The 22458-nt window shown below is 74.7% G+C and carries 17 protein-coding genes and 1 riboswitch; of the genes, 10 read left to right on the top strand and 7 right to left on the bottom strand.

The features are described 5' to 3' along the window. Nucleotides 1-133: 133 nt before the first annotated feature. From QMF98_RS16270 to QMF98_RS16245, 6 genes are all read left to right on the top strand, one after another. The gene (locus QMF98_RS16270; protein WP_337973954.1) at nt 134-1291 is read left to right on the top strand and encodes an ABC transporter substrate-binding protein; all 1158 of its coding nucleotides are present in this window, start codon (nt 134-136) and stop codon (nt 1289-1291) included. Next, entirely contained in the window at nt 1288-2247 is a 960-nt protein-coding gene (locus tag QMF98_RS16265) for an ABC transporter permease (RefSeq protein ID WP_337973953.1), read from the top strand. The genes QMF98_RS16270 and QMF98_RS16265 overlap by 4 nt, the downstream gene beginning before the upstream one ends. Next, nucleotides 2244-3176: an ABC transporter permease gene (locus tag QMF98_RS16260; RefSeq protein ID WP_337973952.1), complete on the top strand. Its 933-nt coding sequence runs from the start codon at nt 2244-2246 to the stop codon at nt 3174-3176. The genes QMF98_RS16265 and QMF98_RS16260 overlap by 4 nt, the downstream gene beginning before the upstream one ends. Nucleotides 3177-3253: 77 nt before the next feature. After that, nucleotides 3254-4402, top strand: coding sequence for an ABC transporter ATP-binding protein (locus tag QMF98_RS16255; protein ID WP_337973951.1), 1149 nt, complete (start codon nt 3254-3256; stop codon nt 4400-4402). A gap of 46 nt (nt 4403-4448) precedes the next feature. Further along, on the top strand, nt 4449-4877 hold the full coding sequence (locus QMF98_RS16250; protein WP_337973950.1) for a nitroreductase family deazaflavin-dependent oxidoreductase: 429 nt from the start codon (nt 4449-4451) through the stop codon (nt 4875-4877). 169 nt (nt 4878-5046) lie between these two features. Then, nucleotides 5047-5493, top strand: coding sequence for an Hsp20/alpha crystallin family protein (locus QMF98_RS16245; protein WP_337973949.1), 447 nt, complete (start codon nt 5047-5049; stop codon nt 5491-5493). 109 nt (nt 5494-5602) lie between these two features. Here QMF98_RS16245 and QMF98_RS16240 read toward each other — a convergent pair whose 3' ends face one another. From QMF98_RS16240 to QMF98_RS16215, 6 genes are all read right to left on the bottom strand, one after another. Then, on the bottom strand, nt 5603-6868 hold the full coding sequence (locus QMF98_RS16240; RefSeq protein ID WP_337973948.1) for a MalY/PatB family protein: 1266 nt from the start codon (nt 6866-6868) through the stop codon (nt 5603-5605). Between the two features lie 92 nt (nt 6869-6960). Then, nucleotides 6961-9282, bottom strand: a complete 2322-nt coding sequence (gene metE / locus QMF98_RS16235) for a 5-methyltetrahydropteroyltriglutamate--homocysteine S-methyltransferase (RefSeq protein ID WP_337973947.1) — start codon at nt 9280-9282, stop codon at nt 6961-6963. Beyond that, complete coding sequence (locus QMF98_RS16230) at nt 9279-10262, bottom strand: methylenetetrahydrofolate reductase (RefSeq protein WP_337973946.1); 984 nt, start codon at nt 10260-10262, stop codon at nt 9279-9281. The genes metE and QMF98_RS16230 overlap by 4 nt, the downstream gene beginning before the upstream one ends. Nucleotides 10263-10266: 4 nt before the next feature. After that, nucleotides 10267-10366, bottom strand: a riboswitch (SAM riboswitch). A gap of 81 nt (nt 10367-10447) precedes the next feature. Then, a complete protein-coding gene (locus tag QMF98_RS16225) occupies nt 10448-10720 on the bottom strand; it encodes a hypothetical protein (RefSeq protein WP_337973945.1) in 273 nt (90 codons plus the stop codon). A 77-nt stretch (nt 10721-10797) separates the two neighbouring features. After that, the gene (locus QMF98_RS16220; RefSeq protein WP_337973944.1) at nt 10798-11427 is read right to left on the bottom strand and encodes a DNA-3-methyladenine glycosylase I; all 630 of its coding nucleotides are present in this window, start codon (nt 11425-11427) and stop codon (nt 10798-10800) included. A 111-nt stretch (nt 11428-11538) separates the two neighbouring features. Next, complete coding sequence (locus QMF98_RS16215) at nt 11539-16404, bottom strand: DUF3418 domain-containing protein (RefSeq protein WP_490715628.1); 4866 nt, start codon at nt 16402-16404, stop codon at nt 11539-11541. Here QMF98_RS16215 and QMF98_RS16210 point away from each other — a divergent pair. From QMF98_RS16210 to QMF98_RS16195, 4 genes are all read left to right on the top strand, one after another. After that, the gene (locus QMF98_RS16210; protein ID WP_337973943.1) at nt 16349-16831 is read left to right on the top strand and encodes an aminoacyl-tRNA deacylase; all 483 of its coding nucleotides are present in this window, start codon (nt 16349-16351) and stop codon (nt 16829-16831) included. The two genes, QMF98_RS16215 and QMF98_RS16210, sit on opposite strands and share 56 nt — an antisense overlap. A gap of 259 nt (nt 16832-17090) precedes the next feature. After that, entirely contained in the window at nt 17091-17441 is a 351-nt protein-coding gene (locus QMF98_RS16205; protein WP_291759933.1) for an STAS domain-containing protein, read from the top strand. 65 nt (nt 17442-17506) lie between these two features. Then, on the top strand, nt 17507-18676 hold the full coding sequence (locus tag QMF98_RS16200; protein ID WP_337973942.1) for an exonuclease SbcCD subunit D: 1170 nt from the start codon (nt 17507-17509) through the stop codon (nt 18674-18676). Beyond that, nucleotides 18676-21777 (top strand): AAA family ATPase, encoded by a 3102-nt coding sequence (locus QMF98_RS16195; RefSeq protein WP_337973941.1) that lies wholly within the window; start codon nt 18676-18678, stop codon nt 21775-21777. Before QMF98_RS16200 ends, QMF98_RS16195 begins: the two co-directional genes overlap by 1 nt. A gap of 35 nt (nt 21778-21812) precedes the next feature. Here QMF98_RS16195 and QMF98_RS16190 read toward each other — a convergent pair whose 3' ends face one another. Next, nucleotides 21813-22229, bottom strand: coding sequence for a hypothetical protein (locus QMF98_RS16190; protein WP_291761525.1), 417 nt, complete (start codon nt 22227-22229; stop codon nt 21813-21815). Nucleotides 22230-22458 lie beyond the last annotated feature (229 nt).

Below are 22458 nucleotides of genomic sequence, written 5' to 3'. Positions count from 1 at the left end.
TGGACCTCGGTCCAGAACTTCGCCGCGGCGCCACGTCCCGTTCATCCGTCAGCACCTGGCACGTCGACTTGCGTCGGTAGACACCGTGACGCGCCGACATCGCGTCGGCCTCACTTCCTACCGAGGGACATCGATGCGCAAGCTGACCCTGCTCGCTCCTCTGGCCGTTGCGGCCCTCGCGCTGTCCGCGTGCAGCTCCGCGGCCGCCGGCACGTCGAGCACCGCCTCGTCGGGCGCCACCAGCGCCTCGGGGACGGCCGCCGCGACCAGCTGCGGGACCACCGTGCCGCAGATCGCCGCCGCAGCGAAGAAGGAGGGCGCGGTGAACCTCATCGCGCTGCCGGACACGTGGGCCAACTACGGTGGGATCCTGGACTCGTTCCGCAAGACGTACGGGATCAACGCCACCGTCGCCAACCCCGACGCGTCGTCCGCGGACGAGATCACCGCGATCAAGACCCTCCGCGGTCAGGCGAGCCAGCCCGAGCTGGTGGACGTCGGCGCGTCCTTCACGCAGCAGATGATCGACGACGGCTACGCGCAGACGTACAAGCCGACGGTGTGGGACGAGATCCCGGCGAACCTCAAGGACGCCGACGGCCACTGGGTCGCCGCGTACTACGGCGTGATGTCGATCGGCGTGAACACCAAGCTGGTCAAGAACGCCCCCAAGACGTTCGCCGACCTGAAGGACCCGCAGTACAAGGGCCAGATCGGGCTGAACGGCGACCCGCGCGAGGCGGGGGCGGCGTTCGCCGCGGTGATGGCGGCGTCGCTGGCGAACGGCGGCAGCTTCGACGACATCAAGCCCGGCATCCAGTACTTCTCCGACCTGAAGAAGTCCGGCAACCTCACGCTGACCAAGGTGAACAAGGCGAACCTGCTGTCCGGCGAGGTGCCGATCGCCCTCGACTGGACCTACAACTTCCCGGCCCTGAAGCCGCTGATGCAGCAGGCTGGCTTCGACCTGCAGGTCACCGTGCCGCAGGACGGCGTGTACGGCGGGTACTACGCGCAGTCCGTCGTGACGCAGTCGGCGCACCCGTGCGCCGCCGAGCTGTTCCTCGAGCACCTGGTGGGCAACGACGGCGCGCTCGGCTACCTCAAGGGCGGCGCGATCCCGGCCCGGTACGCCTCCCTGGTGAAGGCCGGCCTGGTGGACCAGGCGACGGCCGCCAACCTGCCGGACCCGGCCACCATCGCCAAGATCGCGTTCCCGACGCAGAAGCAGCTGGACGCCGCCAAGGCCGTCCTCGCCGCGCAGTGGGGACCGATGGTCGCGGACAAGTGACCGAGCTCCCGCTCACGGGGGTCACCCCGGTGACCGTCCCCGACGTCAGCACCAGCGCCGGCGTCGGGGCGGTCGCCTCCCCGGCGCGCCGGTCGACGGCGGTTCGACGGGGGTGGCGGGCCGACGGGGCCACCGTGGCGCTGGTGCCGTTCCTGGTGTTCGTCGGCGTGTTCCTGCTGTGGCCGGTGGGTGCGGTGGTGGTCCACTCCGTCACGCCGGGCGGCAGCCTGGGGATCGGCGCCCTGGTCAGGGCGGTGTCCGGGCCGTACCGGTCGGCGTTCACCAACTCACTGACGCTGGCGGGCGCATCGGCGGTGATCGGCGGGGTGCTGGGGCTGGCGCTGGCGTTCGCGCTGCGCGGGCTGCAGCGGCCGGCGTGGCTGCGTCCGACGATCGACGCCTGGAGCTCGGTCGCCTCCCAGCTCGGCGGCGTTCCGCTGGCGTTCGCGTTCGTCGCGCTGGTCGGTACGCAGGGGGTGCTGACCAAGGGGCTCGCGGCGCTCGGCGTCGACCTGGCCGGTGCGGGGTTCTCGCTGTCGACCCTGCCCGGGATGACCTTCGTCTACCTGTACTTCGAGATCCCGCTGATGTTCCTCGTCGTCGCGCCGGCCGTCTCGGGGCTGCGCACCACCTGGCGCGAGGCCGCGGAGCTGATGGGGGCCGGTCCGGTGCGCTACTGGTGGGCCGTGGGCGGGCCGGTGCTGGCGCCCTCCGTGCTCGGCGGGATGCTGCTGCTGTTCATCAACGCGTTCAGCGCCTACGCCACGGCGTACGTGCTCAACTCGAGCGGGCAGCTGGTGCCGCTGGCGATCCGGTTCGTGCTGCAGGGCAACGTGATCACCGGCGAGCAGGACCTGGGGTACGCGCTGGTGACGTGGACCGTGGCGCTGATGGCCGCCGGGCTGGTGCTGATGCACCTGCTGCGGCGCCGGGCCGCCCGCTGGTCGCGCGCATGAGCGCCGTGGCGACCTCCGGCGTCGCGCACGACGTGACCGGTGGGGCGGAGCAGCCGGCCGATTCGCGCCGGCCTACGGGTGCGGGCGCGGGACGTCGGCCCGGCGCCGCTCGTCGGCGTCGGCCGGGGCTCGAGGCGGTGCGCTGGACGTTCCTCGTCGTGCTCGGCCTGTACTTCGTGGTGCCGCAGCTGGCGATGGCGCGGTTCGCCTTCCAGAACGTGCCGGTGGTGCTGCTCGACCAGCACACGCTGCTCTCGCGCTGGTCGGCAGCCTCCCTGCTCAGGGCGCTGCACGAGCCGGCGCTGTGGCAGGCGACCCGGACCAGCGCACTGCTCGCGGTGCTGACGCTGGTGCTGGACCTCGCGCTGCTGCTGCCGCTCGCCGTCGTCGCGGAGGTCCGGGCGCCCCGGCTGCGGACCGTCCTCGCCACGGTGACGCTGCTGCCGTGGGTGGTCCCGCCCATCGCCCTGGTGGTGGGCGTGGCGGCGACGTTCCGCACGGTGGCGCCGGGCTTCCTGACGAGCCCGCTCGCCCTGGTGCCGTTCTACGCGGTGTGGGCGATGCCGTTCACCTACCGGGCGATCGACTCCGGGCTGCGGGCCGTCAACGCCCGGACGCTGGTCGAGGCTGCGCGCAGCCTCGGTGCCGGGCTGCCGACTGTCCTGTTCCGGGTGCTGATGCCCAACCTCAGCGCCTCCCTGGTGGCGGCGGGCGGGCTGACCGCCGCGCTGGTGCTCGGGGAGTTCGCGTTCGCGTCGCTGCTGCTCAAGACGACCCTGCCGACCTACCTGGTCGACTACCAGCGCGACGCCCCGCAGGCCGGCATGGCGCTCGCGCTCGCCGTGATGGTGCTGACGGCGCTCGCCCTGGGGGCCGTCGTGCACCTGCTCCGGCGCCGCGGGCTGGGCGTGAGCACCACCGGCTTCTGACCACACACCCTCCGGCTGGTGCCCGGCCGGCCGCCACCGCGTGCACCACCCGACGTCCCGCACCAGAGGAGAACCCCATGGCCACCATCGAGATGATCGGTGTCCGCAAGACCTTCGGCACCACCGTGGCGCTGGACGACCTGCACCTGCGGGTCGAGTCCGGCGAGCTGGTGTGCCTGCTGGGCCCGTCGGGCTGCGGCAAGACGACCGCGCTGCGTCTGCTGGCCGGCTTCGAGCAGCCGGACGCCGGCCGGATCCTGGTGGACGGCGAGGACGTCACGCGCGTCTCCCCCCGGCACCGCCGGTTCGGCATGGTGTTCCAGGACTACAGCCTGTTCCCCAACCTGACGGGCCGGCAGAACATCGCGTTCGGGCTGAAGATCCGCCGCAAGGGCGCCGCCGAGACGGCTGCCACGGTGGACCGGCTGCTCGCGGTGACCCGCCTGGAGAAGCACGCCGACAAGTACCCGCACCAGATGTCCGGCGGTCAGCGGCAGCGCGTGGCGCTGGCCAGGGCGATCGCCACCGAGCCGCGGCTGCTGCTGCTGGACGAGCCGCTGTCCGCCCTGGACGCGCAGGTGCGCGAGCACCTGCGGGACGAGATCCGGCGGCTGCAGCTCGAGGTCGGCGTCACCACGGTGCTGGTCACGCACGACCAGCACGAGGCGATGGCGGTGGCCGACCGGGTGGCCGTGATGCGTGACGGCCTGCTCGAGCAGATCGACCCGCCGCGGGCGCTGTACAGCCGGCCGGCGTCGGCGTTCGTCGCGGGATTCGTCGGGACCGTGAACCGGCTGCGGGCGCAGCAGGCCGCGGACGGGTCGTGGACGGTGCTCGGCGCGCCGGTCGAGGTGGCGGACGGCGCCGGCCGGACCGCGGTCTCGGGGACGGGCGTCGGGGCGGGCGCTGTGGCGGCGTCGAGCAGCTCGAACGACGCAGGGACGCAGGCCACCGCGGTCGCCCACGACGTGGACGTGCTGCCCGCGCCGCGTGCCGTGGTGCGCCCGGAGCAGCTGCAGCTGGCGCCGGCACCGGCCGGCGCGGCTCCGGTGGCCCGGCTCGTCGCGCTGTCGTTCCTCGGCGCGTTCACCCGCGCGGTCGTCGAGCACCCGACCGAAGGGCTGGTGACGGCCGACGTGCTCGGGACCGGTGCGGACGGCCTGCGCATCGGCGACCCCGTGACGGTCGGGGTGCGACCGGGTGCCGGCGCCGTCGTGCTGCAGTGACGCATCGGACGGGGGCTCTCCCGGTCGACGCGCTTAGGGTCACCTCATGGGACTGAGCCGCACGCAGCTGATGTTCGTCGCCCTGCACCGGGCCGTGTACCGGGCGACGGGAGGGCGGCTGCTGGGGCGGTTCGGCCGCATCGAGCAGGTGCTGCTCACCACCACCGGTCGCAGCACCGGCAAGGCCCGCACGACCCCGCTGGCCGGCACCCCCGACGGTGAACGGCTGGTGCTGGTCGCCTCGAACAACGGGGGCGACGCGCACCCGTCCTGGTACCTCAACCTGGTGGCGAACCCGCAGGTCAGCGTGCAGCGCGGGGCGACGGTCACGCCGATGACCGCCCGGACGGCTGAGGGTGCGGAGCGCGAGCGGCTGTGGGACCTCGTCGTGCGCAACAACCCGGGCTACGCCCGCTACGCGCAGCGCACCACGCGGCACATCCCCGTCGTGGTGTGCGAGCCGCTGGACCGCTGAGCCCGGAGCAGCTCGCGGACCGGAGCAGTTCGCGGACCGCGAACGGCACTGGCACTCTCCCGTGCCGAGTGCTAATCCTGTGGGTGTAGCCGATCGACGGCCGCGGAGGTCGCCGGTTGCACCGGGTCCGCGGGAGGTCCGCGAACCCCGCCACGGGAGGTGAGCGCACATGGCTACGCGGTACGACCCCTTCCAGGAGATGGACCGTCTGCTCGGTCAGATGTTCGCGTCGGAGCGTGCTTCCGCCAGCATGCCGATGGACCTGTACCGCAGCGGTGACCACTACGTGCTCCACGTCGACCTGCCGGGCGCCGACCCGGGCAGCATCGACGTGAACGTCGACGACCGCACCCTGACCATCCGCGCGCAGCGCTCGGCCCACACCGAGCAGGACGTGCAGTGGCTGGCCAAGGAGCGTCCGGTCGGCACCTACGCCCGCCAGCTGACGGTCGGCCGTGGCCTGGCGCTGGACAGGATCAGCGCCACCTACACGGACGGCGTGCTCACGCTGACCATCCCGGTGTCCGAGGAGGCCAAGCCGCGGCGCATCGAGGTGCAGCACGGCGCAGCCGAGCCGACGACGATCACCGCGGAGGCGTCGCAGCAGGGTTCGTGACGCCCTGACCAGCAGCGAGCCGCTGTCACGACGACGCCCCGGAACCCGATCGGGTCCGGGGCGTCGTCATGCCCGGTGCGGCGGCTCTGCTCAGCCGCACACCGGTGGCTCAGCCACGCCGGGGCAGCACGGCGGCGATGCGGTCGACCGCCTCGGTGAGGAGGGCGGGCGACGTGGCGAGGTTGAACCGGACGAAGCCGGTGCCCTCGGTGCCGAACTCGGGCCCGGGCACGGTGGCCACCCGCGCGTGCTCGAGCAGGAAGGCGGCCGGGTCCGCACCCTCCGGGAGGCCGGCGTCCCGCAGGTCGAGCCAGGCGAGATAGGTGCCGTCGCCCGGTGTCCAGCGGACGGCGGGCAGCCGCTCCGCGAGCAGCGAGCCGAGCAGCCGGGCGTTGGTGCCGAGCGCGCCGAGCACCTCGTCCAGCCACGCGCCGCCGTCACGGAAGGCCGCCCGGTGGGCGATCGAGGCGACGTGGCTGATGCCGTGCACGGCCGGCGTGCCGAGGCGGGCCAGGTCGTCGACCGCATCGGCACCGGGAACCGCCAGCGCCGCCTTGAACCCCGCGAGGTTGAACGCCTTCGACGCCGAGTGCAGCGCGATGGCGTCGGGGATCGCGGTCACCGTCGGGACGAACGCCGGTCGGGTGCCGTCCGCACGGGTCGGCAGGATCGCCGCGTGGATCTCGTCGGCCACCACGCGCACCCCGTGCGACCGGGCGAGGTCGCCGGCCGCGCGCAGCTCGTCGAACGAGTGCAGCACGCCCGTGGGGTTGTGCGGCTGGCAGAGCAGCAGCACGGCCGGGCGGTCTTCCCGACGAGCTTCGCCGAGCGCCCGGTCGAGCGTGGCCGGGTCCAGACGGCCCTCGGGCGTCAGCGGCGCCGCGAGCACGCGTCGGTCGGCGTGCTCGAGGTGGGTGCGGAACGGGGCATAGACCGGCGGTGTGATCACCACGGCGTCGCCGGGGGCGGTGAACAGCCGCACCACCTCGACGACACCGCGCATCACGTCGGCCACGGTGCGGGTGGACGACGGGTCCACCGCCCAGCCGAACCGCTCGGCGGCGAAACCGGCGAACGCCTCGGCGTAGACCCGCCCGTGCTCGTAGCCCGTGTCACCGGAGCGGACGGCGTGGTCGACGGCGTCCGCGACCGCCGTCGGTGGCACCACGTCCATCTCCGCGACGAACATCGGCAGCACGTCCGGGCCGTACGCCTGCCACTTCTCGCTGGTGCGCGCGCGCAGCAGGTCGATGGGCACGTCGAACGGGCCGCCGGCCGGCGTCGTATCGGCGCCGCTACCGTCGCCCGCCGACCGGAGCCGCCCGCGGTCGCGCCGGGGCGCGCCGTAGCCCGCGACGGCGCCTGCCGTGCCCACCGCTGCACCCGAGCCCGCCACGGAGCCGTTCGGGTCGCCCGCAGGCGCCGTCGTGCCGTCCGGACAGTCGCCGCCCACCGTCACCGCCGGTCTCAGAGCGCCGCGCGCACGGTGCGCGTGGCCGCGATGATGTGCTCGAGCGAGGGGTTGACCTCCTCGTAGCGGCGGGTCTTCAGGCCGCAGTCGGGGTTGACCCACAGCTGGGCCGGGTCGATGGCCTGCACCGCCTCGGAGAGCAGCTCGGTGACCTCCGCCTCGCTGGGCACGCGCGGGGAGTGGATGTCGTACACGCCCGGTCCGATGCCCCGCGGGTAGCCCGCGGCGGCGATGTCGCCGAGGATCTCCATCTTCGAGCGGGCCGCCTCGATGCTGGTCACGTCCGCGTCGAGCCCGTCGATCGCGCCGAAGATCTGCCCGAACTCCGAGTAGCAGAGGTGGGTGTGGATCTGCGTGTCGGGACGGACGCCGGAGGTGGCCAGGCGGAAGGACGCGACCGACCAGTCGAGGTAGGCGGCGTGGTCCTTCTCGCGCAGCGGCAGCAGCTCGCGCAGGGCGGGCTCGTCCACCTGGACGATCGCGATGCCGGCCGCCTCGAGGTCCGCGATCTCGTCGCGCAGCGCCAGCGCCACCTGGTTGGCGGTGTCCGCCAGCGGCTGGTCGTCCCGGACGAACGACCACGCGAGGATCGTCACCGGACCGGTGAGCATGCCCTTGACCGGCTTCTCGGTCAGCGACTGCGTGTACGTCGTCCACGGCACCGTGATCGGCGCCGGGCGGGACACGTCGCCCCACAGGATCGACGGGCGCGTGCACCGCGAGCCGTAGGACTGCACCCAGCCGTTGCTCGTCACCGCGAACCCGTCGAGGTGCTCGGCGAAGTACTGCACCATGTCGTTGCGCTCCGGCTCGCCGTGCACCAGCACGTCGAGGCCGAGCTGCTCCTGCAGGTCGACGACGCGGCCGATCTCGGCGCGCATCTCGTCCTCGTACTCCGCCGCGGTGAGCTTGCCGGCACCGAACGCCGCGCGGGCCGCGCGGATCTCCGGGGTCTGCGGGAACGAGCCGATCGTGGTGGTCGGCAGGGCCGGCAGCTGCAGCCGGGCCTCCTGGGCCGCCCGGCGCTCGTCGAACGAGCCGCGGTGGAACTGCTCGGCGGTCAGCGCGGCGACGCGCTCGCGGACCTCCGGACGCACCACGCCTGCCGCCGCCGCGCGGGCCGCCCGGGCGTCCGCGGCAGCACGGAGCGCGTCGTGGATCGCCTCACGGCCCTCCGTCAGGCCCTCGGCCAGGGTGACGACCTCGACGACCTTCTGGTCGGCGAAGGCCAGCCACGACGCGAGCGACGGGTCGAGGTTCGGCTCGTCGGCCACGTCGTGCGGGGTGTGGAACAGCGAGGTGGAGGTGCCGACGGCGACCGCCGCGGCGCACAGCGTCTCCAGCTGCTCGAGCGTCGACAGGGCGCCGTCGAGGTCCGCACGCCAGATGTTGTGCCCGTCGATCACGCCGCCGACCAGGGTCTTGGTCTCCAGCCCCGGCACCGAGCCCGTCGGCAGGCCGCCGCGGACCAGGTCCAGCGCGAGGCCCTCGACGGCCGTGCGGGCCAGCACCGGCAGCGCGGCACCGAGGTCGCCGTACGGCGCCGCGACCAGGATCGCCGGGCGGTCGGTGGCGTCGCCGAGCACCCGGTACGCCTCCTCAGCGGCCGCGAGCAGCCGCTCGGTCGGCACGCCGGTCGACTCGGACACCAGCGCGGGCTCGTCGAGCTGCACCCAGGTGGCGCCGGCGGCGCGCAGTGCGGCGAGCAGCTCGACGTACACCGGCAGCACGTCGACCAGGCGGTCGATCGGCGCGAAGCCCTCGGCGGCGCCCTCGGCGGCCTTCGCCAGCGCGAGGAACGTCACCGGGCCCACCAGTACCGGACGGGTCAGCACGCCGTCGGCCAGCGCCTCGGCGAACTCCTGCACAGGGCGGTCGCCGGACAGCCGGAAGTCGGTGTCCGGGCCGATCTCCGGGACCAGGTAGTGGTAGTTCGAGTCGAACCACTTGGTCATCTCGAGCGGCAGGTCGTCACCGCGGCCGCGGGCCACCGTCGAGTAGCCGGCCAGGTCGAGGCGACCCTCGGCGTCGCGCAGGTCGGCGAACCGCGCCGGCACCGCACCGAGCACCACGGCGGCGTCGAGCACGTGGTCGTAGAACGAGAAGGCGGACGGGATGGCCGGCACGTCGGTGCGCAGCCCCAGCTCCGCAAGACGGGTGCGGGTGCGCTTGCGCAGGTCGGCGGCCACCTGCTCCAGCTCGGCGGCGGTGGACCGGCCGGCCCAGAAGGACTCCAGGGCCTTCTTCAGCTCGCGGCGGGGACCGATCCGCGGGTAGCCGAGGATCGTGCCGGTCGGGAAGGCGGTGCGCTGCGTCATGCGTCTGTCCTCGCGGTGGTGGTGGCGGTGGGGCGGCCGACCAGGCCGGCCCCTTCCAGCAGGTCGAGTGCGGCTTCGTGCTTGTTGAACGTGTAGAGGTGGATGCCGGGGGCCCCGCCCTCGAGCACCCGGTCGATCAGCTCGATGCCGAAGCGCAGGCCGCGGCGGCGGCGCTCGGCCTCGTCGTCGGCCTCGTCGAGCAGGGCGAGCAGGTCGCGCGGCACCGGCACGCCGGTCACCTGCTCCGTGCGGACCAGGCGGGCGGGGTCGGTGGCGGGGATCAGCCCGGGGACGATGGGGATGACGACGCCCGCCCGGCGGGCCTCGCCGACCAGCTCGAGGTAGGAGTCGGCGTCGTAGAACACCTGGGTGATGGCGAAGTCGGCACCGGCGCGCTGCTTGGCCAGCAGCGCCTGGATGTCCTGCTCACGGGAGCTGCCGGTCAGCCGGTTGCCGCGGGGGAACGCCGCCACGGCGATCGACAGCGGCTTGACCCGCGCGCGCACGGCCTGTGCCGGGCTCTGCTCGCAGCGCTCGTGCTCGATCTCCCGCAGCAGCTCCACCAGCTGGCTGGCGGTGGTCAGCCCGTGCGGGTGCGCCTGCCACTGCGCCTCGCCCTCGGGCGGGTCGCCGCGCAGTGCCAGGAACGAGCGGACGCCCTCGTCGAGGAACTCCCGCACGATGGTGGAGATCTCCTCGCGGGACGCGCCGACGCAGGTCAGGTGGGCGATCGGGGTCAGCGTGGTCTCGTGCAGCATCCGTCGGACGAGGGCCCGGCTGGTGGTGCGGGTGCGGCCGGACGCGCCGTAGGTGACGGAGACGAAGTCCGGCCGGACCGCTTCGAGGCGGCGGATGGTGTCCCACAGCTTCGGGGCGGCATCGGGGTTGCGCGGCGGGAACAGCTCGAACGAGACGGTCGGCCGGTCCACAGGCGCAACGACGGGACCGCTCGTGGCGGTCCGGGCGTCGGCAACGCTCATGGTCACTCCATCGGTCCCGGCTGAAGCACCCACACCCTCCCGGCAAGGAAGGGGGGTTGCTGCGGCGTCGACGAGCCAGGTCTCTCGGCCGCTCTGGATGGTGTGCAGGACGATACCTGGCGTCTCGCAGTGCGGTCACCATTGCCCGTTTGATGAGACGCGGCAGCGTGCAGGGTGAGACGGCCTCAGGGGCGCAGACGATGCGCCAGCCCGCTGTGCTGACGTGACGGGTGCGGCGCCACCGGGATGCCGCTCGTGGCGCACGGGACGGCGGTGCCGCTGCCCTCGGACCGGACCGCCCCTGCCGAACCGTCGGCACTCTGCTCGGCGTGCAGGGACCGGACCGGGACCGCTTCCAGCCCGCGGTGCACCGCGATGAGAAGTGCCGCGTCGACGGGTGCCGGACGGAGCATCGGTGCGTACAGGGCCTCGCTGCCCTCGTTGTCCCCCAGTGCCACGGCCGCAGATGCTAGCCCCGACGTGTCCGATTTCGGGGAGCTGCCCGTCGCGTCGGACGAACGGTGACGGGCACCTCTCAGGGGTGGGCGTCACCACCCACGGGCGCCACGTCGACGGGGTCCCCGGCATCCCGCGCGACGGCCACCGGGCAGCCGGCGAGGTGGTCGTCCACCACCCCGCACGCCTGCATGCTCGCGTACGCCGTGGTGGGTCCGACGAACCGGAAGCCGAGCCGCTTCAGCTCCTTGGCCAGGGCGGTGGACTCCGGGCTCGTGGCGGGCACGTCCGCCCAGGTCAGCGGCCGGCGTCGGCTCTCGGCCGTGGGTTCCGGGGCGTGCGACCACAGCACCTCGTCCAGCGTGCGGCCGTGCTGGTGCAGGGCGCGCAGCGCATGGGCGTTGGCGATGGTGGCCTCGATCTTCGCGCGGTTGCGCACGATGCCGGCGTCGGCCATCAGCCGCGCGACGTCGTCGGCCCCGAAGCCCGCCACCACCTCGGCGTCGAAGTCCGCGAACGCCGCCCGGAACGCCGGCCGCTTCCGCAGGACGGTGATCCAGGACAGGCCGGACTGGAACCCCTCCAGCGCGAAGCGCTCGAACAGCGCGTGCTCGCCGTGCACCGGCACGCCCCACTCCTCGTCGTGGTACTGCGCGAGCAGGGGGTCGCCGTCACCGAAGCACCGGCCGGAACCGTCCGTGGAAGCCATGCCCGTGAGTCTGCCGGTGACCACCGACGCCGGGGCATGGCGGCCGGTCCGGCCCGGGCCGCACGGGTGGCGACGGGGCCGTGGGCGGCTGGGCGGCCGAGCTCTCGTCGGTCAGGTGATGGCGGCGAGCGCCTTGCGGATGCGGGTGGTGGACACCGGGACCGGGGTGCCCAGCTGCTGGGCGAACAGGCTGACGCGCAGCTCTTCGAGCATCCAGCGGACCTCGTCCAGGGCTGCCGTCCGGGCCGCGTCCGGCGCTCGGCCGGCGGCGCGGGCGACGGTGTCCCGGTACAGGCCCTGCACCTCCCGCACCTGGGCGGCCAGCGACTCGTCGCGCTGCGGGTTCTCGGCCGCCTTGGTCAGCCGGTACGCGGCGGCGCGCAGGTACCGCGTCAGCTGGGGCAGGCGGTCGGCGCCGACCGCCGTGACGAAACGGTCGTGCACCAGGGCGTCCGTCTGGTCGCGGACGTCACGGGCGGTGCCGAGCAGGGCGAGGGACGACGAGGCGCGGACCGCGGCCTGCACCTCGCGCCAGGCGGTGAGGACGGCGACGAGGTCGGCGACCAGGCGGTGCACCTCGTCCTCCAGACGGTCGCGGACGGCGGTGCGCAGCGCCGTGTACGCGGCGGCGTCGCGCACGGCCGCCTCCGGTGCGGCGCCGGCGGCCGTGGCAGCGAGGTGCCGCGTGATCAGCCGGTCGATCGCGGCCAGCTGCACGTCCGTGACCAGGGCAGCCGTGTCCGGGTACGGGGAGGCCGCGAGCGCGAGCGCCTGCGCGCCGGTCCAGCGGGACGAGACCCGGGCGGCCGCCAGCCCGACGTCGACCAACAGCAGGCGGCGCAGGCCGCGGCGGTACTCGCCCGGGACGGCGCCCGCGTCGGCGAGCAGCCGCACCCCGACCGACGGTGCCGTGACGCCCGTCGCCGCCAGCTCGACGAGGGAGGGGTACGCCCGCACCACGACGCCACCCACGGCGGTGGTGCTCACCTGATCCGGCAGCGTGCCGGCGGGTTCACCGGCGCGGTCCGGCAGGTCGGGCCACGTGCGCAGGCCGCTGCGCTCCAGGTCGCCGCCCGGCAGCGGCGTCGCCAGGCCGTCGGTGGACGAGCCCGGCCGGCCGGGGCCGGACGTCGAGGCGCCGGCGGTCGTGGCGATGCGGGCGCCGCCGGGTGCGGTCCCGGAGGCGGAGCCGTCGACGGCCGGGATCGGCCCCGCGGTGGACCGGCCCGCACGGGCGTCGCCCGCACGACCGCGTCCCCGCCCGCCGCGGTCCGGCCGCTCCGTACCGGCGCGCGCCTCGGCGAGCGCGGCAGCCACGGCCGTCCGAACAGCGGAGGACACCGCGTCCTGCGCGTCCCCGGCCAGCCGCCGCTGCAGGGCCACCAGGTCCTTGCCCTCGTCGAGCACGCCCCCACCGGCGTCGACCACGCGGAACGTCATCCGCAGGTGCGGCGGCAGCCTCTCGTCGTCGAACGCGTCGGGCGGCACCTCCACGTCACGCATGGCCCGGACCGCCTGTGCGAACGCCTCGTGGAACGACGGCGCCGCGTCGCCGGCCCGCACGGTGTCCTCCCAGGACGCGAGGTGCTCGTCCATCCACGCGTCCACAGCCCGCGCCACGTCCGGCGCCGGCACCAGCTGCACCCGCACCGGCTTCGGCAGCGCACGGATGGTGGCGGTGACCAGCTCGGCGCGCACCCCCGGGACCATCCAGTCGAACCCCTCCGGACGCAGCCGCGCGAGCGTGACCAGGGGGATGTGCACCGTCACGCCGTCGGCCTCGGTGCCGGGCTCGAACTGGTAGGTCAGCGGCATGCTGACGTCCCCCTGCGGCCACCGCGAGGGGAACGCCGACTCGTCGATCTGCTGCGCACCAGGCGCCACCAGCAGGTTGCGGGTGAACGCCAGCAGCTCCGGCTGGGACCGCCGGGCGCCCTTCCACCAGGTGTCGAAGTGCCGGGCCGAGACCACGTCGTCCGGCACCCGCTCGTCGTAGAAGTCGAACAGCACGTCGTCGTCCACCACCAGGTCGCGGCGGCGGGCGCGGGCCTCGAGCGCCTGCGCCTCGGCCAGGAGGCGGCGGTTCTCGTGGAAGAACGTGTGGTGGGTGGTCCACTCGCCCTGCACCAGCGCGTGCCGGATGAACAGCTCCCGTGCCTGCGCGCGGTCCACCGAGCCGAGCAGGATGCGCCGGTCGGTGATGATCGGCACGCCGTAGAGCGTCACCTTCTCGGTCACCGTCGCGGCGCCCTGCCGCGTGCTCCACGCCGGTTCGGAGTAGCTGCGCCGGACGAGGTGGCCGGCCAGCTCCTCGGCCCACTCCGGACGGATGCGGGCGACGTCGCGCGCCCACAGGCGGGACGTCTCCACGAGCTCGGCGGCCATCACCCACGCAGGGGGTCGGCGGGCCAGGCCCGAGCCGGGGAAGATGGCGAACCGCGCGTTGCGGGCACCCAGGTACTCGTTGCGCGGGCGGGGGCGACCGCGGCCCTGCGGCGGCGCGTTGCGGCCCGAGCGCGCGGCGGGGGTGACCTCGGTGGCCTCCTGCATGCCGATCTGCGACAGCAGACCGGCCAGCACGGCGAGGTGGATCCGATCGCCGTCCCAGGCCCAGGTGGTGCGTTCGGTGAGACCCTCAGGGGCCCCGACGACGGCGGCCTCGCTCGCCGGCTGGGCCGTCGGCGGCTGCTCCGCGACCACGGCACCGGGTGGCAGCCGTCGGCCACCATCCCGCACCACGGCGCCGCGTCCGCGCCCGCCACTGCCGTCGCCCGCGCCGTCCTTCGCGCCGGCCGGTGCGCCGTCGCCGACCGGTCGGGGACCGCCGCGGGCGTCGATCCCCAGCCCCTTCACCATGTCGCGCAGCTGCGTCACCACGTCCTGCCACTCGCGGACGCGCAGGTAGTTGAGGTGCTCCGAGCGCACCAGCCGCCGGAACGCGGAGCCGCTCAGCGCGTGCCGCTGCTCGCGCAGCCACTGCCACAGGTTCAGGTAGGTCAGCAGGTCCGACGACGGGTCGACGAAGCGCCGGTGCAGGGCGTCGGCCACCTCGCGCTGGTCGGCCGGGCGCTCGCGGGGGTCCTGGATGGACAGGGCCGCCGCGATGACGACGACCTCGCGGGCCACGTCCCGCTTGCCGGCCTCGACGATCATCCGCGCCAGGCGGGGGTCGATCGGCAGCTGGGCCAGCGCCCGGCCGGTGCCGGTCAGGCGGGTGCCGCCCGGTCCGGTGGACAGCGCACCGAGCTCGGTCAGCAGGGCGACGCCGTCGCGCACCGCGCGCACGTCCGGCGGGTCGACGAACGGGAACTGCGCGACCTCGTCGGGGGTGCGGACCACACCGACGGCGATCATCTGCAGGATCACCGACGCCAGCGACGTGCGCAGGATCTCCGGCTCGGTGTACTCCGGGCGGGACGCCAGGTCGTCGGCCGAGTACAGCCGGATCGCGATGCCGGGGGCCACGCGGCCGGACCGGCCGGAGCGCTGGTTGGCGGACGCCTGCGAGATCGGCTCGATGGGCAGCCGCTGCACCTTGGTCGCCTGCGAGTACCGCGAGATGCGGGCTGTCCCCGGGTCGACGACGTACCGGACGCCCGGCACCGTCAGCGACGTCTCGGCGACGTTGGTCGCCAGGATCACGCGCCGCTTGCCGTGCGGCTCGAACACGCGCCGCTGCTCCGCGGCGGACAGCCGGGCGTACAGCGGCAGCAGCTCGACGGCCTGCGGGTGCTGCGGGTCGGTCACCCGCGGGCCGAGCGCACCGCGCAGCCCGTCCTCGGCGTCCCGGATCTCGCGCTCGCCGGAGAGGAAGACGAGCACGTCGCCCGGTCCGGCGGCCATCAGCTCGTCGACCGCCTCGACGATGCCCGTGACCAGGTCCTTCGCCTCGGCACGCGGACGCCTCGCGGCAGCCGCCGGCGAGCCCTTGCCCCGGCCGGCACCGCGTCTGCCCGGCGCGGCCGCGGCACCGGCACGCCTCGACCGGCCAGGCGCGGTGTGGTCGTCCGCCCCCTCGTCGTCGTCCTCGCCGCCCGCCCCGAGCGCGGACTCCTCCGCCGCCCGGTCCGGCGACAGCGGGCGGTACCGCACGTCCACCGGGTACGTCCGGCCGGTGACCTCCACGATGGGCGCGGGCGTGCCGTCCGCGGCGGCGAAGTGCGACGCGAACCGCTCCGAGTCGATGGTCGCCGAGGTGATGACGAGCTTGAGGTCCGGCCGCTGCGGCAGCAGCCGGGTGAGGTACCCGAGGATGAAATCGATGTTCAGCGACCGCTCGTGGGCCTCGTCGACCACGATCGTGTCGTAGGCGAGCAGCTGCGGGTCGCGCTGGATCTGCGCCAGCAGGATGCCGTCGGTCATCACCTTGACGAGCGTGTGGTCGCTCGACTCGTCGGTGAACCGCACCTGGTAGCCGACGACGCCGCCGAGGGGCACGCCGAGCTCGTCGGCCACCCGCTCGGCGACGGTCCTGGCGGCGATCCGCCGCGGCTGCGTGTGACCGATCTGCCCCGCCCGACCCCGGCCGAGCTCGAGCAGGATCTTGGGCAGCTGCGTCGTCTTGCCGCTGCCCGTCTCCCCCGCGACCACCACCACCTGGTGGGCCGCGATGGTCGCCGCGATCTCCGCCCGCCTGGCGCTGACCGGCAGCTCCTCCGGGTACGTGACGGGCGGCAGCTCCACCTGCGCGCGCAGGTGCGCGACGCGCTCGCGGCGGCGGGCGCCGCGCTGGTCGGGACTGTTCCCCGGCGCGCCGTCCCCGTCGCCGTGGCGGTGCCCGTCCCGGCCCGCGTGCCGGTCCGGACGCCCGGCGCCGCGTCGGCGCGGACGCTCCGCACCGCGCTCGTGCTCGTCGGGACCGCTCACGACGGGCCATTCTCCCAGGCGGCACCCACGCACCGCCCGCGCGTAACGTGGGGCCGTGGAGACGACAGAGGGCGAGCGGCGGGCGGTCGAGGCGTTGCAGGCGTCCGGCATCCCGCACGTGGTCGCGCGGCACGGTCGGGTCTCCTCGCTCGCGGAGGCGGCCGCGGCCAGGGGCATCGACCCGTCGCAGGTGGTCAAGACGATCGTGGTGCGCCGTGGTGACGACGACTACCTGTTCGTCCTGGTCCCCGGCGACCGCACCATCGCCTGGCCCCGCCTGCGCGAGCTGCTGGGCGTGAACCGGCTGTCGATGCCGGACGCCGCCACCGCGCGGGACGTCACCGGGTACGAGCGCGGCACCATCACGCCGTTCGGCTCGTTGCACCCCTGGCCGGTGATCGCCGACGCGCGCGTGCACGGGCTCGTGTCGATCGGCGCCGGCGCGCACGGCGTCTCGGCGACGCTCGAGGGCGCCGAGCTGGTGCGCGTGCTGGGCGCGACGGTCGCGGACGTGACGGACCCGGCGCCGGAGGCGTGACCTGGAGCTCAGCCCCGAGCTGAGCCTGGACAGCGCCTGTGCGGTGTGGACTTGACCTTCCGAGCGCCGTCCCGAGGTGCAATCATGGCGGCCGCATGACCGGGAGCGAACCTCCGGGAACCTGATGTCGGAGGTTCGCGTTCCACTGTGCGCCGGCGACACCCCCGTGTCGCCGGGGGATGACGAGGTCATCCGCAGGACGTACTGTCGTTGTCCCGGTCCACCGGCGTACCGGCAGCAGTAGGCACGAGGAGCAGCAGTGAGCATCGACGAGCTGATCGACGACGGCCCGACGGACAGCATCCGCGTCGAGGTGGTGGACGGCAGCACGGTGGTGCACCTGGTCGGTGAGATCGACGCGGCGCTCCGGCAGCAGGCGAGCAACACGATGGGGCTGGCGCTGATGCACGGGCTCCCCGTGGTGATCGACGCGAACGGTCTGCGTTTCATCGACTCGTCCGGCATCGCCTTCGTGCTGCAGCTGCACATGGCGGCGGCCGAGGCCGGCATCCCGATGTCGCTGCGCGACTCCCGGGGTCTGCTGCGGGACCTGCTGTCGGTGGTCGGGCTCGGTGCCGTGATCCCGGACGAGGTCGTCAGCCCGCTCTGAGGCCCGCCGCTCGGCCGCCCGCGTGGGTGCCGAGCCGTGTCGGTGGCCGCGGCTACGGTCGCCGCATGCGGCTGCTGCACACCTCCGACTGGCACCTGGGCCGCACCCTGCACGGTGTCGACCTGCTGGACCACCAGGCGGCCGCCCTCGACCACCTGGTCGACGTGGTGCGGGCCGAGCGGGTGGACGCCGTGCTGGTCGCCGGGGACGTGTACGACCGGGCGATCCCGCCGGTCGAGGCGGTCACGCTGCTGTCGGACGCGCTGGCCCGGCTCTCCGAGCTGACCACCGTGGTGCTCACCTCCGGAAACCACGACTCGGCGACGCGCCTCGGGTTCGGCGCGGCGCTGATGCGTGAGAGGGTGCGGCTGCGGACGCGCGTGGCGACGCTCGCCGAGCCGGTGGAGGTCGCGGACGGCCTGGTGTACGGGTTGCCGTACCTGGACCCGGACCTGACCCGGGGCGACCTCGCCTCGGCCGATGAGGAGGGCGGCACGCCGGTGCTGCCGGCGCGCTCGCACGAGGCGGTGACCAGCGCCGCCATGCGGCGCGTGCGGGCCGACCTGGCCGGCCGCCGGGGCGGGGTGCGGCGGACGGTGGTGATGGCGCACGCGTTCGTCGTCGGCGGTCAGCCGAGCGAGTCCGAGCGGGACATCCGGGTGGGCGGCGTCGACCAGGTGCCGGCCGGGGTGTTCGCCGGGATGGACTACGTCGCGCTGGGCCACCTGCACGGGCCGCAAGGACTGTCCGGGGTCGACGGGACGGTGCTGCGCTACTCCGGCTCCCCGCTGGCGTACTCGTTCTCCGAGCAGCACCACACCAAGTCCTCCGTCCTGGTGGACCTGTCCGGTGCCGAGCCGGTGACCGAGCTCGTCCCGGCGCCGGTGCCGCGGCGGCTGGCGGACGTCACCGGCACGCTCGACCAGCTGCTCGGCACGGCGGGAGAGGCCCAGGTGGACGACTGGGTCCGGGTGACCGTCACGGATGCCGCGCGGCCCCTGGAGCTGTTCCGCCGGGTGCGCGAGCGGTTCCCGCACGCGCTGGTGGTGCAGCACGTCCCGACCGACGGTGCGGCGCGGACCACCGCGTCCCGCGTCGTCACCGCCGCGGCCGACCCGCTCGAGGTGGTGGATGCCTTCGTCCGTCGCGTCACCGGCACTGCACCGACCCCCGCCGAGGTGGCGGTGCTGCGGCGGGCCTACGAGGACGTCGCGGACGCGGAGCGGAGCGCCTGATGCACCTGCGCCGCCTGGTGCTGCAGGCCGTCGGCCCCTTCGCCGGCCGGCACACCATCGACCTCGCCGAGCTGGGCGCGTCGGGCCTGTTCCTGCTCGAGGGACCGACGGGTGCGGGCAAGTCCACGCTGATCGACGCGATCGTGTTCGCCCTCTACGGCAAGGTCGCGTCCGACGAGGCGTCGGACGACCGGCTCCGCTCCGCGCACGCGGCGCCGGAGGTGGAGAGCCTGGTCGACCTCGTGTTCGAGGTGCCGTCCGGGGTGTTCCGGATCCGCCGGACACCCCAGTACGAGCGGCCCAAGCGTCGCGGTACGGGCACCACCACGCAGCAGGCGAGCGCCAAGCTGTGGCGGCTGCCGGCGGACGTGCCGTCGACGGCGACGGACGACGAGCTGGACGCGCTCGGCACCCCGATGGCGAACCGCCTCGACGAGGTCGGTGCCGAGGTGCTGCGCGCGATCGGCCTGGACCGCACCCAGTTCGTGCAGACCGTGGTGCTGCCGCAGGGGGAGTTCGCCCGGTTCCTGCGCGCCAAGCCGGAGGATCGGCGCGGGCTGCTGCAGAAGATCTTCGGCACCCAGGTGTACCAGCGGCTGGCGGAGCGGCTGGTCGAGCTGCGCCGCGAGGCGGACCGGGCGGTGGAGGCGGCCCGCGGCGAGCTCGGTGAGGCCGTGGCGCACCTCGCGGGGGCTGCGCGGCTGGCCGAGGACGAGGCGGCGGCCCTGCGGGACGAGGTGACGGCCGCCCTGCTGGTGGACGAGGCGCCGGTCGCCGGGGTGGTGGCGGATCGAGCACGAGCCCTCGAGGTGGACGCGGTGGCTGGGGCTGCGGCGCTGACGACCGCCGAGGCCGCGTGGCTGCAGGCGCGGGCCGCGGCGGAGGAGGCCCGGGCGACGGCCGAGCTGCTGGGGCGGCGGCGGCGGCTGCAGGCCGAGCGCGCGGTGCTCGACGGCCTGGCCGAGCGGCACGCGCACGACGTCGAACGACTGGAGCAGGGCCGCCGGGCTGCGGCGGTGCGCCCGCTCCTGGTCGGCGACGAGGCGGCGCGTGCGGCGCTCGAGGCGGCCGAGAAGGAGTGGGGCGCCGCGCTGGACGGCGCGCCGGCGGGGTTGGTGCCGGCGGGAGTGGGCGATGCCGGCGCGGGGGACGGCGGCGAGGGGGCTGGCCAGGCCTCCGCGCAGCCGCTCGTCCAGCACCTGCGCGACGAGCAGCGCGCAGCGGTGGAGGGCGCGGCCCGGCTGCAGCGACTGGTCACCGTCGAGGAGGGGCTGACCGAACGCCGGCGACAGCTGCACCGCGCGGCAGAGCTGCTCGACGACCTGACGCAGGAGCTGGCGGTGCACGACGCGTGGCTGGCGGCGCGGCCGGAGGAGCGGGCGACGCTGGTGGAGGGGCTGGACGCCGCCCGCGCGCTCGAGGCCCGCCGAGGCGAGCGCACCGCCGCCCGCGACGCGGCGAGCACCATGCTCGACGCGGTGCTCGCGCTCGCCGCCGCGCAGTCGGAGCTCGAACGCGTCGAGGTGGACCGCGAGGACGCGGGCCGCACGGCCCTCTCGCTGGCCGATGCCGCCGCCGCCGCGCGCACGGCCCGGATCGCCGACCTCGCCGGCTCGCTGGCCGAAGACCTGCGCGACGGTGCACCGTGCCCGGTGTGCGGCTCGCCGGACCACCCGGCGCCCGCCCTGCCGACGGCGGCCGGCCACGTGCCGGCCGAGGACGTGCAGGCTGCCGAGGACGCGTGCCGCGAGGCGGAGCGACTGCTCGCCGGCCTCGCCGGACGTGCCGGTGAGCTCCGCGGCAACGTGACGGCGCTGACGGCACAGGTGGCCGGGACCGACCGGACATCCGCCGAGGCGGTCGTCGCACAGGCCCGGGCAGCGCTGCTGGAGTGCGACGCGGCGGCCGCGGACGCCGTCCGGCTGGCCGCCGAGCTGGACCGGTTCGACACCGAGACGCAGCTGCGCCGGCAGCAGCGGGACGACACCGCCGGCCGGCGCGCGATCGCCGAGGCGACGCTGCTCACCGACCGGGTCGCGCTCGACACCGCAGAGGCCGAGGTGGTGGCGGCACGGGCCGACCACCCGACGGTGGCCGCGCGGCACTCGGCGCTGGTGGAACGCGCCGAAGCGGCTCGTCAGCTGCTCGACGCGCTGGAGCTGCGCAGCGCCGCACGCCGCACGGCGGCGACCCGGGCGGAGGAGCTGGCGGAGGGTCTCGACGACGCCCGCTTCCCGGATGCCGCGGCAGCGCGTGCCGCCCTGCTGCCCGCTGACCAGGTCGCCCACCTCGACGCGCAGGTGACGGCCTACCGGTCGGACGTCGCCCGGGTCGCGGCAGCCCTCGACGCGCCGGAGCTCGGCACGCTGCCCGACGACCTGGTGGTGGACGTGCCGGCCGCCACCGCGGCGGAGACCGCAGCACGGCAGCTCGCCGACACCGCGGGCGCGGCGGCGCAGGTGGCTGCCGAGCGGCTCGCCGCAGCGACCGCCGCCGGTGAGGTGGTCGTCCGCCGGGCGGCCACGCTGACCGGCCGCATCGCAGAGGCGGCACCGGTGGCTCGCCTCGCGACCCTGGCCGGCGGTGCCGGGGACAACGCCCAGAGGCTCTCGCTGCAGACGTACGTGCTGATGAGCCGCTTCGAGGACGTCGTCGCCGCGGCCAACGAGCGGCTGCGGGTGATGTCCGACGGTCGTTACGAGCTGGTGCGGTCCGACGAGCGGGAGGACGTGCGCGCCCGCACCACCGGGCTGGCGATGCGGGTGGTCGACCACCTGACCGAGCAGCCGCGAGACCCGCGCACCCTGTCCGGCGGGGAGACGTTCTACGTCAGCCTCTGCCTGGCGCTCGGCATGGCGGACGTGGTGACGGCCGAGGCGGGCGGCATCGACCTCGGCACGCTGTTCGTCGACGAGGGCTTCGGCTCGCTCGACCCGCACGTGCTGGACCAGGTGCTCGCCGAGCTGGGCCGGCTGCGTGCCGGTGGCCGGGTGGTCGGCGTGGTGTCCCACGTCGAGGCGCTCAAGCAGTCGATCGCCGACCGCATCGAGGTGCGTCCCCTGCCCGACGGCTCGAGCACGCTGACGGTCCGCGCCGGCTGACGGGCGGATGGCGGTTCACGGCGTCAGGCAGCCGCTCACCAGGTCCAGCCGCGGGACGCGAGCTCGACCTCCTCGCGGAACCGCTCCGCCGGGTCGCCCTTGGCATGCCGCTGCACCTCGACCCCGGCCAGCGAGCACGCCTCCGCGAGCAGCTCGTCGTACGCGAGCTGCGACGCGATGATCCGCTCCGCCCGCGCGTAGACCGTCGGGTCCTCCTCGAGCGTCCGCACGTGGTTGGCCACCGCGCCCAGCCGCTCCTGCACGCGCAGCGCCAGGAACGGGTCCGGCGGCATCGCGTGCCGGTGCCGCAGCCGTAGCGCCACGCGCTCCAGCCGGTCGGCCAGGCGCAGCCGCCACCTCGGGACCGGACGTCCGGACGGGATGGCCATAGCCAGCAGGCTGAAGAGCACCGCGGGGGCCACCGCCAACGTCAGCACCATCGCCCACACCATCGTGGTCACCCCAGTCCTGCTCGACCCGGTGCGGCTCGGGGACGACACCTACGGGCGCACCCCCGGCCACCACCTCAAGCGTAAGAGCCCGCTGTGAGCAGCGCCACAGTCGACATGGACGGATGACCGGCTGAAGTCCGGCGGACCCGAGGCCGCCCTCCGGCGGGCACCGCGGGCCGGGGCGCCCTACCGTGGCACCGGACCGGCCGCCCGACGGCCGCGGGCGACG

The sequence above is a fragment of the Cellulomonas sp. NTE-D12 genome, assembly GCF_027923705.1.
Lineage (GTDB): Bacteria > Actinomycetota > Actinomycetes > Actinomycetales > Cellulomonadaceae > Cellulomonas.
Note: the sequence above shows the minus strand (reverse complement) of the source record. Positions and strands in the feature narration are given on the sequence as shown.

Excerpts from the sequence above, each read along its gene's own strand:
- QMF98_RS16220 (WP_337973944.1), bottom strand. The coding sequence starts at position 11,427 with ATGGCTTCCACGGACGGTTCCGGCCGGTGCTTCGGTGACGGCGACCCC.
- QMF98_RS16215 (WP_490715628.1), bottom strand. The coding sequence starts at position 16,404 with ATGCCGGACGCCTGCAACGCCTCGACCGCCCGCCGCTCGCCCTCTGTC.
- QMF98_RS16195 (WP_337973941.1), top strand. The coding sequence starts at position 18,676 with ATGCACCTGCGCCGCCTGGTGCTGCAGGCCGTCGGCCCCTTCGCCGGC.
- metE (WP_337973947.1), bottom strand. The coding sequence starts at position 9,282 with ATGACGCAGCGCACCGCCTTCCCGACCGGCACGATCCTCGGCTACCCG.
- QMF98_RS16230 (WP_337973946.1), bottom strand. The coding sequence starts at position 10,262 with ATGAGCGTTGCCGACGCCCGGACCGCCACGAGCGGTCCCGTCGTTGCG.
- QMF98_RS16270 (WP_337973954.1), top strand. The coding sequence starts at position 134 with ATGCGCAAGCTGACCCTGCTCGCTCCTCTGGCCGTTGCGGCCCTCGCG.
- QMF98_RS16190 (WP_291761525.1), bottom strand. The coding sequence starts at position 22,229 with ATGGTGTGGGCGATGGTGCTGACGTTGGCGGTGGCCCCCGCGGTGCTC.
- QMF98_RS16250 (WP_337973950.1), top strand. The coding sequence starts at position 4,449 with ATGGGACTGAGCCGCACGCAGCTGATGTTCGTCGCCCTGCACCGGGCC.
- QMF98_RS16260 (WP_337973952.1), top strand. The coding sequence starts at position 2,244 with ATGAGCGCCGTGGCGACCTCCGGCGTCGCGCACGACGTGACCGGTGGG.
- QMF98_RS16200 (WP_337973942.1), top strand. The coding sequence starts at position 17,507 with ATGCGGCTGCTGCACACCTCCGACTGGCACCTGGGCCGCACCCTGCAC.
- QMF98_RS16245 (WP_337973949.1), top strand. The coding sequence starts at position 5,047 with ATGGCTACGCGGTACGACCCCTTCCAGGAGATGGACCGTCTGCTCGGT.
- QMF98_RS16255 (WP_337973951.1), top strand. The coding sequence starts at position 3,254 with ATGGCCACCATCGAGATGATCGGTGTCCGCAAGACCTTCGGCACCACC.